We start from the raw sequence: 18782 nt of genomic DNA, 5'->3' as shown, positions 1-18782 counted from the left end.
CCGCCGCGCGGCACGCCGGGGTGGGCGCCCACCCCGCCCCGCCCAACACCGCGCGGGAGCCCAAACCGCCCGCCGCCGACGGCGGCCGCGGCGACGGCCGGGCGGGGCACCCGTCGGCGGCCGGCGCGCTCCCCCGCTGGTTCGAGCGCGCCGGCCTCGTCGGTCGAGCTGGGCGCGGCCGGCGCGGCGGGCTCCGCAGGCGCGGTGGAGCTGGTGCCGGTCCCGGTGGCGGCCGGGCCGGCGGCATGGGGGGCGACCGAGGCGAGTGTCCTCGCCGCCCGGGCGGGGGCCTGCGCGATGGCGCGCTTGAGCGCGACCAGGCGGGCGGCGGCGGGAACACCGGGCCGGCCGGCCGCCGCAGGGGCGGGCAGCGCAACGGAGGCAGGGGCAGGAGCGGGCTGGGCCACCGGCGCCGCAGCGCTCGTGCCCTCCGCCCCGCCCTCGTCCATCCCCCAAGCCACCGCCGGCAGCCGGTACCCGGTCGATGCGCCGCCGTTCGTTTCCTGGCTCGTGCCCACCACAGCTCCCTGGCTCCCGTCGGGTTCCCGTTGTCCCGTGTCCCGTTCCCGCGAGGCGCCGACGCCGTGCCGCCGGAGCCTCCGCCACGGTGCACGGACGGAGCCCGGCCCACGGTTCACCCCGGGAGCCGGAACTTTCGCCCGTTCACGGCCGCCCTCCCGCCGGGCCGCTGAACCGCCGGGCCACGGCGGGGCGTTCACCCTGTCGAGGTTTTTCAGGCCCCGACCGAGGAGAGTCCATGTCCCACGACCGTGTCGGCCGGCGCGCCGCGCTGCGCGCAGCCGTCGCCGTCTCCGCCCTCGCCGGACTGGCCGCCGCCTGGGCGGCACCGGCCGCCCTCGCCGCCGCCCCGCGTCCCGCCGCCCCCGGGAGCTCCGCGCCGGATGCACCGGACGCACCGGCCGCCGGCGGGACGGACTGGCTGCACGTCGCCAACGGCCGCCTGGTGTACGGGCACGACGCGCAGGGCAACCGGATCCCCGACTTCTCCTACGCCGGCTACCGCAACGGCGCCCAGCCGCTGCCGACCGCGAAGGTCGCCGTCACGCTGGACCCGGCCCCCTCCGGCGACGACGCCGACCGGATCCAGCAGGCGCTCGACAAGGTCGCCGCGATGCCGGTCGGCCCGGACGGGCTGCGCGGCGCCGTGATGCTGTCGGCGGGCACGTTCCGGGTCGGCAAGGCGCTGCGGATCAAGGCGTCCGGCGTGGTGCTGCGCGGCGCGGGCAGCGGGAGCGGCGGGACGAAGCTGGTCGCCTCGGGCGAGCCCCGGCCGCTGGTCGAGCTCGCCGGCGAGGGCGCGCCGCAGAAGAACGGCGCCGAGCACGCCGTCACCGACGACTACGTCCCGGTGGGCGCGACGACGCTGACGCTGGACTCGGCGGCGGGCCTGAAGGCGGGCCAGCAGATCGTCGTCCAGCGCCCGCAGGAGGACGCGTGGATCAAGGCCGTCGGCATGGACAGCATCCCGCCGCGCCCGGACGGCACGCCGTCCAAGCCGTGGACCCCCAACGACGGCCTGCAGTTCCAGCGCACCGTCACCGCGGTCGACGGCAACAGGGTCACGCTCGACATCCCGCTGACCAACGCCCTGGAGAAGCAGTACACCCACGCCAAGGTGTGGGCCTACGACTTCCCGGGCCGGATCTCGCAGGTCGGCGTGGAGGGCTTCAGCGCCGACGGCTCGGCCTTCACGTCCGCCCCCGGCTACGACGAGCACGGCTACTTCGCGAGCCGCTTCGTGGACTTCGCCGCCGTGCAGGACGCCTGGGCGCGCGACATCGCCGCCGACCGGTTCGGCGCGGGCGTCGGCTCGATCGGCGCCACCGCGTCCCGCGTCACCGTCGCCGACACCAGCGCGACCGGCATGGAGCACGCCGTCCCGCAGCGCGCGCCGTTCGCCCAGCCCGGCGCGTACAGCATCGACGGCCAGCAGAGCCTCGTCGTCAACTGCAAGGTGAGCGGCAGCAACGTCCACGCGTGGCTGACCGGGGCCCGGGTGGCCGGGCCCAACGTGTTCTCGCACTGCACCTCGGACAACACCGGCGGCTTCCGCCTGGACGCGGGCCCGCACCAGCGCTGGGCCACCGGCACCCTGTACGACGACATCACGATGCTCCACTCGCGCGGCCCGAGCGACGACCTCGCGCTGACCAACCGCGCCAACGCGGGCTCCGGCCAGGGCTGGGCCGGCGCCAACCAGGTCATGTGGAACGCCGACGTCGGCTACTACGGCGTGGAGAACCCGCCCACCGCGCACAACTGGGCCTTCGGCACCCGGGGCACGCCGGTCGAGGGCCGCCAGACCGGCGTCCTCGTCTCCACCGGCACCCCCGTGCAGCCCGAGAGCCTGTACGCCCAGCAGCTCGCCGAGCGCGGCGGCGCCGCCCCCGCGCCTGCCCCCGACCCGGCGCCCACCAGCGGCCCGGCCACGGCCCCGCCCGGCACCCCGGCGCCGAAGCCGAGCACGACCGCCAAGGCGACGGCCCCCGCGGCAGTCGGGCCCGCACCGGCCGCCTCGCCCACCGGTACGGCGACGGCGACCGGTTCGGCCACGGCCGCGCCGTCCGGCACCCACAGCAGCGCCGCGGCCGCGGGAGCCGGGCCCTCCGGCAGCAGCCTGGCCGCGACCGGCTCCGAGGGCCTGTCCACCATGCTGACGGTCGCCGGCGGCACCATGATCGCGGGCGGCGTCGCCCTCGGCCTGGCCCGCGAACGCCGCCGCGGACGCCACTCCGGCTGACCCCGCCCCGAGACGGCGAACGGCCCCCGGCCGGTGAACTCCTCACCGCCCGGGGGCCGTTCGCCGTGCACGGCCTCAACTGCCCTGGCCGACCTCCCACACCGGCTCCTGACCCGCCTCCGGCGGTGCCAGCAGCTGCGCCACCGCCCGCTCCTGCACCTCCGGCGCGAGCTCCCCGGGCCCCTCGCCCGCCGCGACCCGCTCCCGGACGTGCGCGAGCAGCCCCGGCTCGGGGGCGAGCCCGTAGCGGTGCAGGTAGTAGGTGACGGTGTCGGTCCAGATCCACCGGCCGTCGCAGCGGAAGTTCATCGGGACGCTGCCGGGGCGCTCCGGGGCGAGCACGTCGTCCATCAGCATGGGGGTCATCAGCACCGGGGCCGCCGCGTCCAGGTAGCCGACCAGCGCGTCGCGCTCGGCGGCGTCCCCGATCACCGGGTGGTCACCGGCGAACTCCGGCCCGGTCAGCGGGTCGACGGTGTCGAAGACCACCGCGACGGCGAACTCCTGCGTCATGTGCTCAGCTCCTGGAAGATCTGGTCGGCCAGCCCGGCGTCCGGGCGGGTCTGGCGGAACGGTACCGCACCGCGGATGTCACCGTTCTCGGCGAAATCCTTGGTGTCGTCGACCGGGAAGTAGTTCTCCGGGCGGGGTGCCGAGTCCCCGCCGGGCGGGAGGTAGGGGCCGAGCCTGTGCACGACCGGGACGGACGTTCCGTCGGCGGGCTTCTCGAACCGGTACCAGTTGGCCCCGGTGCTGATCCCGGGCCGGCCGGCGCTCGTCATGCCCACCTTGTCCGCCACCACCAGGTACCCGCGCGCCGACTCGTCGACCGTGCCGGTCTGGTCCACCTTCGGCACGAACCAGACGGTGCCGTCGCCGGCGTAGCCCGGTGCCGTGATCGTGGGGTCCTTCTCCCACAGGGCCTTCATCACCTGAGCGGCGTAGCTGGCGGAGACCCCGTACCCGAGGCGGCAGGCCACGAACTGGACCGGTTTCGCGCCGTCCCACTCGCCCGCGGTCTTCTGGGCGATCAGCAGGTCCGCCACGACCCCGGGCAGGACGGGCTCGCCCCGGTAGACCGGGACACCGTCGTCGGTGTGCATGGACACGGCGAGGAAGCGCGTGTCGTTCGGGAACAGGGCGATGGCGGCCTGCATCTGCATCCGTGCGTGGAGGCCGGACGGCCCGCTGAGGGTGAGGACGGTCCGCCCCTCGTCGGCGGGCGCGTCGGGCCCCTCGTCCAGGCGCAGCTCGTGCCCGCTCGGCGTCCCCGGTGTCGTCGGCGTGCCGGGCGTACCGGGCGTGTGCGGCGTCCCCGGTGTGCCCGGGGTGCCGGAGAAGTACGAGCCGCTCCCGAAGCGCGGGGTACGGGGCGTGCCGGGAGCCTGGGTGTTCCAGGCCTTGGCGACCGCGTCCGACGTGACACGTGCGTGCGAATCCGGCTCCTTGAGCGCTTCGACGAGTTTGATCAGCCGCAGGCGCTCCGCCGGCTCGACCTTCGCGTTCTGGTCGGCGCCCTTCACCTTCCGTACGTAGCCGTCCAGGTGCTCCTTCTCCACGACCGTCCCGGCCTTCAGGCCGAGCCCTTCGCGCACCACGTCGGTGACCCGGCGCATGGTCGTGAGCCCGGAGACCTTGAGCATGCCGGCGCCGCCGTGGATGTCGGCGGCCAACCGCGCGACGTGCCACGTCCGCAGGCCGATCTCCTTCTGCTCCTTCTCGCTCGTGAACAGGAAGGTCTTGGCCGCGGCGGCCGGCTTGTCCGCGTTCGGGACACCGATCGTCACACCCAGCGCCCACAGGTCCTTGTGGTTGTCCAGCCCGCGCTCACCGCTGAGGTGCGCCAGGTGCGCCCGCAACTCGGCGTCGGTCGCGCGGACGGCTGCCGACCTCGGTGTCCCCGGCCGGGTCGGCGAGGCGAACGTCGTGGACGACGAGGCCTCCAGCGCGTCGATGTGCAGCTCGCCCTTCCTGCCGAGCCGGCGCTGGATGATCGTGTGCTTGGCACCCGGGACGCCCAGGACCTCGTCCTCCTGGATCTGGACCGAGAAGGCCGAGATGTCCTTGCCCGCGCCGTACCCCTTGAGGTTCATGGTCACCATCGTCTTCTGGAGGCCCGGGAAGGTCTTCCGGCCGTTCATGAACTTCTCCGCGGTGGCGTACCTGCGGCTGGCGCTGGAGAAGTCCTTGTTGACGATCTCCGAACCGCGGTAGACCGGGGAGAATCCGGTGAACTTCTTGAACGAGATGGACGCGGTGCCCCGGTAGACGCGGCCGTCGGCCCCGGGCAGCAGGTCCAGCGCCTCCCTCAGCATCCGGATGTGCTCGCGCATCTCCGCCTTGAGGCCCGGCAGGACGTCCGTCCTGACGAGCGCCATCATCTGCCTGTAGTGCGCCGCCTCGTCCGCCTTCGAGGCGAAGGACCGCCGCCCGACGAGATGGCTGATCGCCGGGTGGCCCGCGAGGACCTGGGGGAACTCGGTGCCCCGCAGCACGTGCTCGATCTGGATCAGCAGGACCCGGTCGAGCGAGCCGCCGGGCCTCATCATCACGTTGATCAGTGGGAACGCAGGACCGGTGTACGCCGCCAGGGCGTAGAAATGGGCCGGGGTGAGCGACTCCAGCACCTCCTGCGGAGTCTTCCCGTTGGTCGCGAGCCACCGCTTGACGCGCTCGACGTCATCGGTGTCGTAGCCCGAGGTGTCCTGCTGCCCGGCCAGCAGCTCGAAGATCCGCCGACGGCCGTTCAGCGTGTTCACGTGGAACTCGCCGGGTTCCCCGAAGCCCCCGCCGGGCAGCGTCGCCCGCACCTTCGCCGCGTAGACCTGCTCGTGCGGCAGCATGTTCTCCTTGTCGCCGAGGAGGCGGCGCACCTCCTTGAGCCCGATCCCCGGGAGGTTGCGGTACATCCCCTCGGCGGACTTCAGGGCCTTCGGGTTCAGCGGCACGGTCGCGCCGGAGGCCTCGACGCCCTTGAGGATCTCGTACACCGAGTGGTCGCCGACCGGCAGCATCCAGCCGAACAGGGCCTTGACCATGTCGTCGGCGTGCGACGCGTCGATGTCGAGCAGCTTGAACGCCGTCATCATCTTGGCCGCGGTCGCCGAGACGCCGGCGACCGCCCGCATGCCCAGCTCCCCGTTGACCGTCGCGTACCAGGAGGAGTCGTGGTCCAGCTGGTGGACCGCCTCGCCGGTGCGCCAGCTGAGCGGCGTGTCCGGCCCGATCTCCCCCGGCCGCAGCGGGTCGCCCTCGTGCTCGACCAGCTTGATCACCCGGCTCTCGCCGGTCTCCGGGTCGGGCTCGACGTACACGCCGAGCACCCCGTCCTCCGCGCGGACGCGTTCCAGGTCGTACTCGCCGCTGCTCAGCACGTGCAGGGACTCGGCCGGCACCTCCTCCGGCCGGATCCCGACCAGCTCCCAGGCCAGCGGGTTGACCTTGAGGAACTCCATCTCCCGTCGGCTCAGCTGGAGCCCGAGGTTCTCGAGCTCGTGGGCCGTCGGAGCGGGGACCTCGTTCCCGGGGCGCGGCCTGCGGGCCCTGATGCTGGTCACGAAGTCGACGCCGTCGGAGAACCAGGTCTTCGACTGGGCCAGCACGGTGCCCGTCGCGAAGACGTCCCGCTCGAACATGGTGGCCAGCTTGGGATTGGCCCGCTGGAGGGTGTCGTGGAGCGTCTTGCGCAGCGGGCTGTCCAGGTACTCCCGGGTCTTCTTGAGCTCCGCCACGTTCAGGCCGAGCTCCTGCGCGCGCTCCCAGTCCTTGCGGTCGACGATGTCGTTGAGCAGCGACTTGAGGCTCATCGCGGAGTCCTTGAAGTAGGCCCCGTTGAAGAAGGCCGTCATCACCTCGCGCAGGTTGCCGCTCCGGACGAGCGTGTCGAACTGGTCCTCGGTGAGGGCCGTGCCGACCTGCCCCGCGGACGTCGGGTCGTCCTTGAGCATCGGCGCGAGGTGCTCCGCCGCCGACGCCTCGGGGAACGCCTTCCCGATCACGTCCCGCAACCTGCCCAGCGCGGCACGCGCCGCGGCCTTCGCCTCGGGCAGGTCGTAGCAGTGCGTGCCGAGCTTCTTCTCGAACTCGCGGGTCGCCTCGGCGTACTCCGGCGCGCCGTAGAGCATCCGTCTGGGACCGAAGGGTGTCGCGCCCGGCATCTCGTGTGCGACGTCCGGGCCGGACGACCAGTGCAGGCCCTCCGGCAGCGAGCCCTCGGACGCAGACGGGTCGGATGGCAGGTGCGCGCCCAACTCCTCGACGTGGGGCTCGTGGTGCGGCTGGTCGCCGGGCACCTCCTCCGGCAGCGAGACCTTGAGCCACGTGCCGCCCGGCACGACGACCGGCAGGCCGTCGGGGCCGAAACCGACGGCCTTGGCCACGACCAGGTGGCCGGGCCCCTCCGCCTCCACGGTGAACGGGCCGGTGGGCTTCGGCACGAACCACAGCCTGCCCTCGGGGACGTACGCCTCCAGCGGGCCCGCCACCTTGCCGCGCAGCGCCCGCATCACCTCGCCCGCGTAGGACGAGGCGCCGCCGGTGCCGAACTCGCAGGCGGGGAACTGCAGCGGCTTGCCCTCCGGCCAGATCCCGCGCCGGCGCAGCTCCACCAGGACGTCCGCGAGCTCCTCCGGAGTGACCCGCCGCCCGTGCCAGGTCGGGGCGCCGTCGGCGTGCTCCGAGTGGAAGGCGACGGAGAAGAAGCGCGGGTCCTTCGGGAAGCGCGAGACGGCGGCGCCGGTCTCGTTCAGCTGCGCGGCCGGGCTGTCGGGATCGGCCAACCAGCGCACGTCGGAGCCCGCGTGGGCGTCGACGAGCGCGTCGACGATCTCGTGCACGCGCTCGGGCCGGTGGTCCGGCACGTCCGCGGGGTGCGGGTCGGGGTGGTCCTCGGGCCGGGGCTCGGATGCCAAGTGCCCGGTGGGCGGCTGGTGGTGGGTCTCCAGCGGCTGCGGGGCGCTGTGGCGGCCGGCGTCGTCGAAGCTCACCAGGTGGACGGCGCCCTTGTCGTCCGCGAGCAGCAGGTCGATCGGGGTCATGAGGCGGTCCGCCGTCTGGCGCACGACCGCCAGCGGGTCGTCGCCCAGCGAGCCGTGGTCCGCCTTCAGCACGAGCCGGAACGAACCCATGTCCAGGTCGAAGAGCTTCGGCATCAGCTTCTCCGCCAGCCCGTCCGCGGTCAGCGGCGCGCCGCCCTCGGCGAGCTCGTGAACGTCGAACGGCGTCGGGATCTTGCCGTCGGCCGGGGCCTCGTACGTCACCGACTCCCAAGCGACCTTCCCTGCCGCCGGGTTGGGGACCGGTACGGGCGCCGGCTCCTCGTGCACGGCTCCCCGGAAGTCCTTCAGCGCGTCGTCGTCGAGCAAGTCGGTCGTGACCGGGCGCAGCTTGGCGCGGATGGCGTCCTCGGTGAGCGGCTGCCCGTCCGCGAGCGCCTCGCCGATCGCGTCGGCGGTCGTCCGCAGGTGTTCCGTCGTCAGGTTCTCGGCGCCGACGCCGTGCAGGTGGTGCGCGTAGCCCGCGACGGCCGTTGCGGTCGTCCGGCCCGGGAACTTCGCGTGCGCGAGGTCGGACAGCTCGTGGACCGTCCGGAGCAGCCGCACCCCCGACTCGTCCAGCGCGGGCACGCCGTCGCCGTACAGCGACCGGCCGAGCCGGACCAGGTCGAGCACCTGGTGGTGGCGGACGGCCTCGTCCCCGGGGCTCGTGCCGCCGGGCAGGCCGAGGGCGTCGGCGACCTGGGTGACCACGTGCTCGCCCGGCCCGGCGGCCGTGTTGAACAGGTCGCCGGCGGAGCCCGCGGCCAGCTGGTCGAACCCGGCCATGCCCTCGACCAGGTGGTCGGCGATCTCGTGCGCGGTGTAGCCGCCGAGGAACAGCTCGAAGGAGTTGGTCAGGACGGCCGGCCGGAAGCCCTGTTCGAGCAGGAACTTCTGCATCAGCACGCTGACGTTCACCCGGCTGTTGGCGTCGGTGAACGGCTGGATCATCTGCAGCGACCTGGTCACCCGGGCGATCGCGACCAGCTTGGCGCGGTCGGCGCCGGCCGCCGCCACCTCGGCGTAGTAGTGGTCGAGCGCGGCCTGGACGTGGTCGGGCGCGGTGCCTTGCGGGTAGTTGATCGAGATCATGCCCTCGCGGGCCTGGCCGCGGGTGAACAGCACCAGCGGCTGCTTCTCCTCGCGCGCCACCGGGCCGGCGGTGAAGTCCGCGACGAGCTTGTGGCCGCCGATCCGCTCGTCGGCCAGGTCGGACGCCATGGACGTCCGGCCGGTGCCGCGCATCGTCGTGAACGTGCCGTCCCTGGTACCGGACCAGACCGTCGCGACGTTCGAGCCGTGGCCCTCGACGAGGTGACGGGTCGCGAGGTCGTGCAGTTCCTCGTAGGCGCGGGCGTCGATCCGCGACCAGTCGCGGCCGCCGGGCGAGCCGTCCAGCACCTCGCGGTACAGCTCCGTCATGCCCCGGCGGAAGCCCGGGTACTTGGTCGTGTCCAGGTGGTTCGCGGCGTCGCCGGAGGAGTGCGAGAGCGCGGCGGCGTGGACGTTGGGGTCGATGAACAGGCGCCACCAGGAGGACTCGGGCAGCATGTCCGACAGGTTCGGGCCGGGGTGCGGGGCGCCCTGCGCGGGCGGCTCGGGGAGTTCGGGGGTCGCGGCGGTCTCGATGACGGCGCTCTGCGGCTCGTGGACCGGGCCGTCCTCGACGAGGGTGGGGCGGCCGGACTTCACCGTCCCCGGCTTCGGGGCGCCCTCCGGCAGCGGGGTGTGCCCCGGGTCGAGCCCGATCGGCGGGGGGTCGTTCACGAGCGACCGGAAGATGTCCTCCTCCACGGAGGTCGCCTTGGGACGCGGCTCGGGCTCGGGCTTCGGCTTCGGGGCGGGTTCCGGATTGGGTGCCGGCGCCGGCTCGGGCTTCGGCTCTGACTTGGGCTCTGACTTGGGTGCCGGCGCCGCCTCGGACGCCGGTTCCGGCTTCGGCGCGGGCGCCGCCGGGTGCTTCGGCAGCGCGGTGCCGTTCGGGCTGTCCTCACTGAACGCCAGGTAGTGGTCGCTCATCACCTTGGCGTCGGTGGTCTCCCGCTCCGGGATGTCCACCGTGATCGGGATGACGCCCCTCTCGACCACCTCCTTGTCGCCCTTGAAGAACACGACCTCGACCTCCGCGAAGCCGTCGTAGCGCGCCATCGGCGTGTTGAACTTCGCGTGCGAGACGACCTGCCCCGAGTCGCCGAGCGCCAGACCCTCCCGGCTGCGGTGCGAGCCGCCGACGACCGCCTGGAACGTGCCCTCGGCCGCTCCGAGGTCCGCCTTCACACCGCCCTGCACCTGACCGCCCCAGAGCGACCAGTCGAGCCTCGTCCTCGTCGAGCTGGTGGAGGTCGCGTTGGACGGGCTGAGTTCGACCTTGCCGTCGGTGCGGTCGTACTCCAGCTGCAGGACCTTCAGATTGACCTTCACGCCGCCGTCCGACACCAGCGGCCGGCGGCCGGGCGAGGGCGTGCCGATCTCCTCGCCGCGGGTGGCCGATCCGAAGTGGCTGGCGAGCTTGGCGTGGTCGGCGGTGTTGCGGGCGAGGTCCTCCATCCGGTCCCAGGTGCGGGAGCCGAAGAACTCGCGGCCGCGCAGCCGCAGGATGTCCTGCACGCCGCCGGCGTCGCCGAGCCAGCGCATGACGTCGATATCGCGCAGGCCCTCGCTCCAGACCCGGACCGGCGGCGCCTTGACCGTGGTCTCGACCGGCGGTTCGGTGGGCGCCGGGGAAGGGGCGGGCGCGGTGCGGTGCTCGGGCGCCTCGAACGCGGTGGGCTTGGGACCCTTGGACGGGCGCCCCTCCCCCGCCTCGACCGCCGCCTCGAAGCCGACCTTCGCGGTGTCGACGCCGTGGATCGTCGTGCCGAGCTTCCTCACCCCGCGCCAGGCCTGCCCCGCGGCCGACTTGAGGTGGTCGAAGGCCGTCCCGGGCACGTGGTCCCCGCCGGGCGGCACGAGCCGGTTCGGGTCGCCGAGGGACAGCAACGGGCGGCGCTCCATGCGGAAGTACAGCGTCGCCTCGCCGGTGTAGCTGCTGCCGGCGAGCTTGGTCTTGGTCGCGGCGCCGGCGGTGCTGCGCTGCGCCTGGACGTCGAGCTGGTCGTGCCCCCAGGAGTGGGTGACCGAGCCGCCCGCCGTGACGGCCGGGCCGATCGGCAGCGGGTTGCTCGTTCCCTGGACGGAGACGGTGACGGTGTTGCCGGTGCCGGCGCCGTAGCTGGTGACGCCGTCCGAGCTGGCGACGGTCTTCTGCACCTGGGTGCCGGTGGTGAACTCCGTCTGGGCCGTCTCTCCGGTGTGCTCAAGCCGGGAGACGGCGGCGGTGATCCGCACCGTGCCGCGGCCGTGCTTCACCACGATCTCGTGGCCGGCCATCATCGACTTGAGCTGCGGCTGGAGCTTGGTGACGTCGAGTTCGGCGAGGATCTTCTCCTTCATCCCGGGCCAGTCGGAGCCGAGCACCCCGGCGCCGCGCCGGTCGATGCCGGCCACGGCGGACTCGCCGACCGACCACGGCTTCGCCCCCTCCTCGCCGCTGCTCGGGCGCAGCGGGTGGACGTCGGTGACGACGTCGGAGGAGCCGAGGCGGTGGGTCTTCTCGATGCGGGCGGGCGGGTCGAGCGGCTTCTTCGGCGGCGCGGGCTCGGTGGCGCCGTGCAGGGGGGCGTCGCGCAGCGGGACGGCGACGGTGGTGTGGACGGGCACCGTGAGGTCCGGCGCGGTGACCTTCTGACCGAGCTTCCTCGACTCGATGTGGACGGTGAACTCGGCGGTGCCGCTGAACAGTCCGGCCGGCTCGACGGTCTTGCCCTTGCTGACGGTGGCACCCGTGGTGTCCACGGCGGAGCCGTGCACGAAGTCGTTGCGGCGGGCGAGGGTGAGGCCGAGGTCGACGTAGGGCAGCTTGAAGCGGAACGGGGCCGAGAAGACGTCGCGGACGCGCCGGTCCTTGCTGACGCCGGTCGACACCCGGGTCTGGGTGCCCAGCTCGAACTCGAACTTCTCGACCGTGTCGGTGTGCCGGAAGTCCTTGCCGAGCCCGGCCCTGACGGTGACGGTGGTGTCCCAGCCGTGGATGGAGACGTGCTCGGTGAGCTGCCCGCCGCGGGACAGCTTGGACAGCTGCGGCTTGAGGGCGATCGGGTCGAACCGGCCCTTGATCTTCGTCAGGACGTCGTCCGGCACGGAGCCGAACTCGCGCTTCAGGGCGCGCTCGATGCCGTCCAGGACGGCTGTGTCGCCGTTGCCGAAGCTGTGCACGACGTCGGAGGCGCTCAGCGCGCCGCGGTCGGTGATCCGGCGTGGCGGGTCGTGCGGGTCGGCGGGGCCCTCGTGGACGACCGGGGTGCCGGCGCCGGGACCGGTGAAGTGCGCGTGCCCGTCCGGGCCGACGGTGTGCCGGCCGGTCTCCTTGGCGTCGAGGCTGACCTCGGCCCGGATCGGGACGGTGACCGTGTGCTCCTCGCCGTCCACGGTCAGCTTGACCTCGACGCCGATCCCGGCGTCGTAGACCTCCTGCGGGCGGGCGTACTTGCCGTTCGCGTAGACCTTGTGCGAGGTGCCGTCGCGCCAGCCGTCGCGGTCGCGGACCTGGCGGGAGTACCCGCCGCCGACGTCCATGGACGTCTTGCCGGGCAGCGCTGCGGTGCCACCGGCCGAGCCCTGCCCGGACTTGGTGTCCGAGATCAGCTTGCGGCCGGACGTGAAGGAGGTGCTCTCGTCGACCGGGTTGAGCTCGGCCTTGGCGTTGGGCCGCTTGTAGTGCAGCTCGGTGACGTGGGCGACGGCGGAGACCTTGACGCCGTGCCTGAGCAGCGCGGCGGCCGTCTGCTCGGGGAGCTCCAGCCGGGTGCCGCGGGTCATCGCGGTCAGGTGGGAGGCGACCATCGGGTGGCTGAAGAGCTGCCGGACGTCGTGCCTGACGTCCTTCCAGGCGCTGCCGAGCACCTCCTGGCCGAGCTGCTCGACCTCGCGGTGCAGCGGCTCGACGGTGGGCAGGTCGCGCACGGTGGCGGTGTCGCCGAAGCCGCCGCCGGTGCCGTCGGGGCGCCGCCAGACGTCGTCGGGCGGGCTGGGGACGGTGCTGCCGGGCTCGAAGGTCTTCGGCCGGTGGGGCTGCGGGGCCTCGGTGGCGATGAAGAGGGTGGGGTCGCCGGTGCCGGTGTCCTCGACCTTGCGCGCCTCGGCCTCCTCGATCAGGGAGCGGAAGTCGACGGAGGTCGTCGCGGTGCCGCCGGCCTTCCCGAGCGGCGAGTCCCTCTCGAACGTCAGGGTGAGTTCGGCGCGGCCGTCGTAGACCACGCCGGGGCCCTTGGTCTTGGTGGTGAGCAGGACCTCCTGGCTGCTGCCGGAGATCCGCACCCGGTCCTTGATGAGCTGGAGGCCGCCGCCGCCCGTGCCGCTCGACTTGTCGACCGCGCTGCCGGAGACCACGCCGGGCAGTGGGAGCTGCAGGCCGTGGCCGGCGCCCTCCTGCTCGGTGCGCACGCGCTGGACGCCGGTGCCGACGTTGAACTCGGTCTGCGGCGTGTTCCCCTGCTGCCACATGGCCTTGACGGAGGCGGTGATCTCCACCGAGCCGGTCACGAGGCCGGTCTTGTCGACCACCTCGATGCGGGTGGGCTCGCCGGACATCATGCTCTTGAGGTCCTGCTGGAGCCGGGTCGTGTCGAGCTCGGCGGTCAGCTTCTCGCGCAGCGCGGGCCACAGCCCGCCGAGCACCTCCTCGGCGGTCTTCTCGACGCCGTCGAGGACCTCCTGCATCGGGTGGTCGGAGTCCGGCCGGCCGTGCCGGTGGGTGGAGACGTCGAGCACGATGTCGGAGCCGCCCAGGCGCCGCCCCTCCACCACGCGCGGGGGCGGGGCGAAGAGCTTGTCCTTGGCCGGCGGCACGGGCGCGCCGTGGGCGTCCAGGGTGTCGCGGACCGGGATGCCGACGGTGGCACCGATGTCCAGCCGCCGCACGCGCTCGCCGGGCTCGGCGGGCACCGGCTCACCGTGGTGGGTGAGTTCGGTGAAGTCGACGGCCAGGTGGAGCTTCCCGGCGAACAGGGCGCCCGGCTCCACGGTCTTGCCGCGGGCGATCGACCGGCCGACCTCGATCGAGCTGCCGCCCTTCACCGAGTCGTGCTGGTAGCCGAAGGTCTCGGTGACGTCGGCCCTGCCGGCCTTGAACTTGCCCTGGAGGGAGGCGTTGAAGCGGTCCAGGGTGTCGTCCTGGAGACCGACGGAGGCGTGCCGGTCCGAGCCGTTCTCGAACTCGACGCTCTTCGCGGTCTCCTGGTGGACCAGACCGTCCACGTCCACCCGGACGGAGATCTTGCCCTTCCAGCCGTTGGTGTCGAACGGCGCCTCCCACACGTCGCCCCGGGAGAGGGCGGTCAGGCGGGGGCGCAGCGCGGCCGGGTCGAAGAAGTCCTTCGCGAGCGTACGGGCGGCAGGCAGGTCGTTCTTGAAGGCGGACTCGAAGAGCTTGACGATCTCCTCGTGGACGGCGGTGTCCCCGTGGTGCAGGCCGACGACGAGGTCGGAGGCCGAGAGCCTGCGGTGGTTGGTGATCCGGGCCGGGGGCAGGCGCAGCTCGTCGGGGCCGAGCGGCTTCGCCGGCGTGAACGCGGGGTCGTCGTAGGGGTGGTCGTGGCTGCCGCCGGACTCGGTGGAGAACACGGACATGGCGAGCACCGACGCCGGCGGGGAGGCCGGCGGCCCGGGGTTGTGGAGGGGGTCGTGGTCCGCCTCGGTGATGACGATGCTGGGGACGTCCGGGCGGTGCGGGGCGGTCTCGGCGGGCTTGGGGGTGGGGGTTTCCTTGGGAGCAGGGGTTTCCGCGGGTACGGGCTTCGGCTTGGACTCGGGCCCCGGCCGGTCGACGCCGCCGCTGACGGTGGGCACGCTGTGCGGGACGGGCGGCAGCACCGGGCCGTCGTGCTCGACCGGCCGCTTGGACGCGGGGCCGTCCACCGGCGGCGCCGGTACGGGCGGGCGGCTGCCGTCGTAGTGGTTGGTGCCGTTGTAGTACACCGTCACCTGGTGGCCGTCCTGCGGCCCGTACCGCAGGTACTCGGTGTGGCCGCCGAGGCCGTCCGGGCCGAGGATGCGCAGGCGCAGGCCGAGGGCGTCGGCCAGCAGCGGCGGGAAGGCCTCGCCGTAGCCGCGCCACCAGGAGCCCTCCCAGTTCTCGACGGCGTCCTTCAGTCCCGCGAACTCCTCGGGCGACAGCGGCGCGTCGGAGATGGTCCGGTGCCAGACCTGGAGGTCGGCGAGGCCGGCGTCGGAGAGGTCGTGCAGGCCGATCTGCTCCGGGCGGCCGAGCAGGTACTCGAACTGCTCCCGGGAGCCGACGGCGCCGTCGGCGAGGTTCCAGCCGACCTCCTCCTCGACCCGGTGGCGGTCGTCGCCCTGCGCCACCCGCTCGTCGACGTACTGACGGCGCAGGTCGTGCGGGTCGGCGGCCGGCTCCTGGCCGTGGTCGCGCAGGTACGTCTCGGCGGCCTTCTGCTCGTCCGGGTTCTTGAACTTCCACTTCACGGTCTGTTCGGCGTGCGCCGTCGCCGCCGCCACGTCGCCGCCCGGGCCCGCGAGTTCCTTCGCGAGCGCGGTCACGTAGCGGTCGCGCAGCAGCGACGCCGGAACGACCTCGTGGGTGCCGACGTCCGCGACGCCGAGGTCCAGCAGGACGTTCAGGAGCTCGGGGCGGCTCCGCCCGGCCAGTTCCTCGCCCAGGTCCTTGGTGGCGGTCTTGCGGTAGCCGCGGACGACCTCGGGCGGCAGCGTCCCGGGGCCCTGCTTGGCGAGGTGCTCGGAGACCGCTCGCTTCATCGCGTCCGGCGTCATCCGGAGCTCGGGGCCGCTGACGGCGACCGAGTTGAGGAGGCACAGGCCGTCGCCGGCCACCGGGACGCGCTCGCCGGGCGGCGCGAAGGCCGGTTCCGGGCGGGCGGGTTCGGTGCCGGTCTGCGAGGGACCGTCCGTGCCGGTGAAGGCGTCCGTGGGGGTCGGGTGGGCGAGGCGCTCGTCCACGTGGTCGGCGGCGCTGTTGAACGGGCCGTCGCCGCGCAGCGGCCGGCCGTCGGCGTCGTGCGCGATCGCCCAGACCCGGGTGACGTCCTTCGGCAGCGGGTGGTCGCCCGGGGAGTGCAGTCCCTGCTGGGCGTCGACCCACACCAGGCCGCCGCCGGGGACGTTGACGAGGTTCCAGGCGTGGCCCTGGCCGTCCGCGGTCCAGGCGAGGACGATCGCCGCCGAGCCGGGCCCGCCCGCGGCGACCCGCAGGGCCACCTCGTCGAGCCCGGCCGCGCCGAGGCCGACGTACTCGGCGGCCTGCCCGGTCCAGTGCTGGAGGTCGCCGGCCGCGCCGGGGTGGGGCTCGGACAGGCCGGGGGCGACCTGCGGTTCGCCGCGGAAGGTGGAGTGGAAGGCCATCGCGGCCGCCACGCAGTTGACGTCCCCGAGCAGGCTGCCGTCGCCGTCGCGGGGGTTGATCAGCTCGACGAACTCCTGCGGGTGGGCGAACTTCTTCGGACCGTCCGGCCCGGTCACGGCCTGCTCCAGGGCGTGCCGGGCCGCGGGGCCGGGCGTGGTGTGGCCGCCGTCGGAGAACTCGTGCAGGAAGGAGTCCAGCGCACGCGGGACGGGGGCCTCCTCCGGCCGCGGGCGCTTGGCCGGCGGCTCCGGCGGGACCGGGAGGTCGGTGCCGTCGTGGCCGCCCTCGTACTCGTCCCGGCCGCGACGGCGCGACGGCGGCTGCGGCGGGTCGGCGGGCCCGTGGTCCGGGCCGCCGCCGGTCGTGCGGGGCCGCCTCGGACGCTCGGGGGCCGCCTCGGGCGTGCCGGCGGCGACGGCGTGCTTGGTCTCGTCGGACCCGCCCACCGTCTTGCCCGGCCGGGCCGGGCCCACCGGCTCGTCGACGAGGGTCGTGCCGCTCCAACTGCTGTCCGTTCGGACGGGCTTGGGGCGCTCCGAGGACTTGGTGCCGCTCTCGGTCCGCACGGGGGCCGGGCGGTCGGCCTTCCCGCCGCCGGTACCGCCGGTGTCCTGCTTGCCCTTCCCCGTGCTGGTGGCGCCGCCGCCCGACGTGGTCGGCACGGGCTTGGGCGCCGGGTCGGCGAACAGCGTCTCGAAGTCCGCGTGTCCGAAGGCCTTGGCGAACAGTGCCGCGTACTCGACGTCCGGTGCCCCGCCCAGCCCCCGGGAGTAGGCGAGGACGTGGCCCGCGTTGACCACCTCGTCCGTCGGCCCGCGCCGGGGCACCGGGAAGGGCGCGGCGTGTCCGGCGAGGTTGCTCGCCAGGGAGAAGAGGGTCAGCGGGTGGTAGGCCGGGTAGTAGGCGCCCTTGCCGTCGTCGATCGCCTTGACCTGCAGGTGCTCGACGTAGGCGGCCCACTTGTGCCCGATCCCGGTCAGGTGGAGGGCGTGGTGCACGCCCTTGCCGACCAGGCCCATCGCCATGCCCGCGCCGAAGGTGTTGAAGCCGGTCGTGAACTGGTGCTTGTCGTCGAAGATCAGGTTGTAGAGGCCCTCGGAGAGGTTGCCCTGCGCCCCCTCCACCAGGTGCTCGCCGAGCATGGCGCCGAGCCGGTAGAGCCTGTTCCCCTCGCCGAGGTGGGCGGCCAGGTTCGGGAGGTGGTCGGCCAGCGCGGAGATGCCGTGCTCGCCGAGGTCCGACCCGCCGTGGTCCAGGAGGCTGCGCAGCACGGTGCTCAGCGAGTCGTTCGCGGCGCCGTGCTTGGTCCAGCCGGCGACGAACGCCTCGGCGTACTCATTGCCCAGGCTCCTGGCCGCGTCCTTGCCCAGCACGCCGCCGAGGTGCTTCTCGAAGCTGCCCGCGACGTTCTCGCCGAACTTCTCGGCGATCGAGCCGGCGCCCGCCTTGCCGAACCCCTCCTTGAGGAAGGGTTCGAGGTGCCACATCTCCTTGCCGATCGACTTCGCGAAGGCCTTCGCCTCCGCGTCGCCCAGCACCTTGCCGGCCGTCCCCGAGGCGGCCTCGCCGGCGCCCTTGCCAACACCCTTGCCGACGCCGCTGCCGGCCCCCTCGCCGAGACCGTCGCCGACGCCCTTGCCGAGCCCCTTCCCGATCCCCTTGCCCGCGCCCTCGCCCAGGCCCTCCCCGACGCCCTTGCCGATCGCCTTGGCTCCGGCCTTCTCCAGGTCGGCGAGCGCCGCGCTGCCCACGTGCTTGGTCGCCGTGTCCAGGAGGTGCTTGAGCGCCTCCTTGTCGCCGTTCTTGAGGACGGATTCGAGCTCCTTGGCCAGGACCGACCCCCCGCTCTTGCCGACCAGGCTGCCGATCAGCTTGCCGAGGCCCATCCCGAACACGCTGACCGGACCCGAGATGAGGCCGCCGACGAAGCCGTTCAGCAGGCTCTGCTTGAAGGCGTCCACGTCGTAGGTGTGCCGGTCGCCGTCGGCCATCTGGATGCCCTGGATGATCGAGTCCATCAGCATGCCCTTCACGACGCCCGAGAAGGTGTGCATCAGGATCGTCTTGATCAGGTACTTCAGCAGCAGCTGCAGCGCTTCGCGCGTGAAGAAGTACTTGAGCGACAGCCCGGCGAAGTCCGCGCCGAAGGTGAAGGGCGCCCAGAACGTCGCCAGCGCGATCTCGAACAGCAGGTCCGCCAGCTGGGCGATCGCCATCCACTTGGTGTACTCGACCTGGTTGGCGACGTCGCCCGCGCAGTCCGCGAGCGCCTTGGCGGTATCGGCCGCCGCCGAGACGTAGTCGTCGCCGCCCCCGACGCCGATGAACTGGTTCATCGCCAGGCTGAACTGCCGGGCGGCCTCGCCCTCGAACTCCTGCCGGGCCTTGACCGCCACCGTCGCGATCAGCCGGCGCAGATCGGGCAGGTCCTTCGCCAACTGCTCGTACGCGTCGCGGATCTCCCGCAGGTCGCCCTCGTTGGCCGCGGGCCAGGGCGAGCCCGAGACCACGCCGAAGAAGCCGGCGAGCTTCGGGCCGGGGTCGATCGACGAGTACGACAAGGGTGGTT

General features: G+C 73.4%; 3 protein-coding genes and 1 pseudogene. 1 reads left to right on the top strand and 3 read right to left on the bottom strand.

The genetic code is table 11. From position 1 onward, the window contains the following. Positions 1-518, bottom strand: a pseudogene (locus ACFV4F_RS07680) (hypothetical protein); the annotation flags it as partial. A gap of 239 nt (positions 519-757) precedes the next feature. On the opposite strand from ACFV4F_RS07680, the gene ACFV4F_RS07675 reads away from it, so the two are divergent. Then, complete coding sequence (locus tag ACFV4F_RS07675) at positions 758-2761, top strand: hypothetical protein (protein WP_380500816.1); 2004 nt, start codon at positions 758-760, stop codon at positions 2759-2761. A 75-nt stretch (positions 2762-2836) separates the two neighbouring features. Here the strand turns inward: ACFV4F_RS07675 and ACFV4F_RS07670 are convergent, their stop codons facing one another. Further along, a complete protein-coding gene (locus ACFV4F_RS07670) occupies positions 2837-3274 on the bottom strand; it encodes a hypothetical protein (protein ID WP_380500814.1) in 438 nt (145 codons plus the stop codon). Next, complete coding sequence (locus ACFV4F_RS07665; RefSeq protein ID WP_380500812.1) at positions 3271-18774, bottom strand: toxin glutamine deamidase domain-containing protein; 15504 nt, start codon at positions 18772-18774, stop codon at positions 3271-3273. Before ACFV4F_RS07665 ends, ACFV4F_RS07670 begins: the two co-directional genes overlap by 4 nt. Positions 18775-18782: the final 8 nt, after the last annotated feature.

Origin of the sequence: Kitasatospora sp. NPDC059722, assembly GCF_042733235.1 — a bacterium.
Lineage (GTDB): Bacteria > Actinomycetota > Actinomycetes > Streptomycetales > Streptomycetaceae > Kitasatospora.
This window is presented reverse-complemented; position numbering and strand designations above follow the sequence as displayed.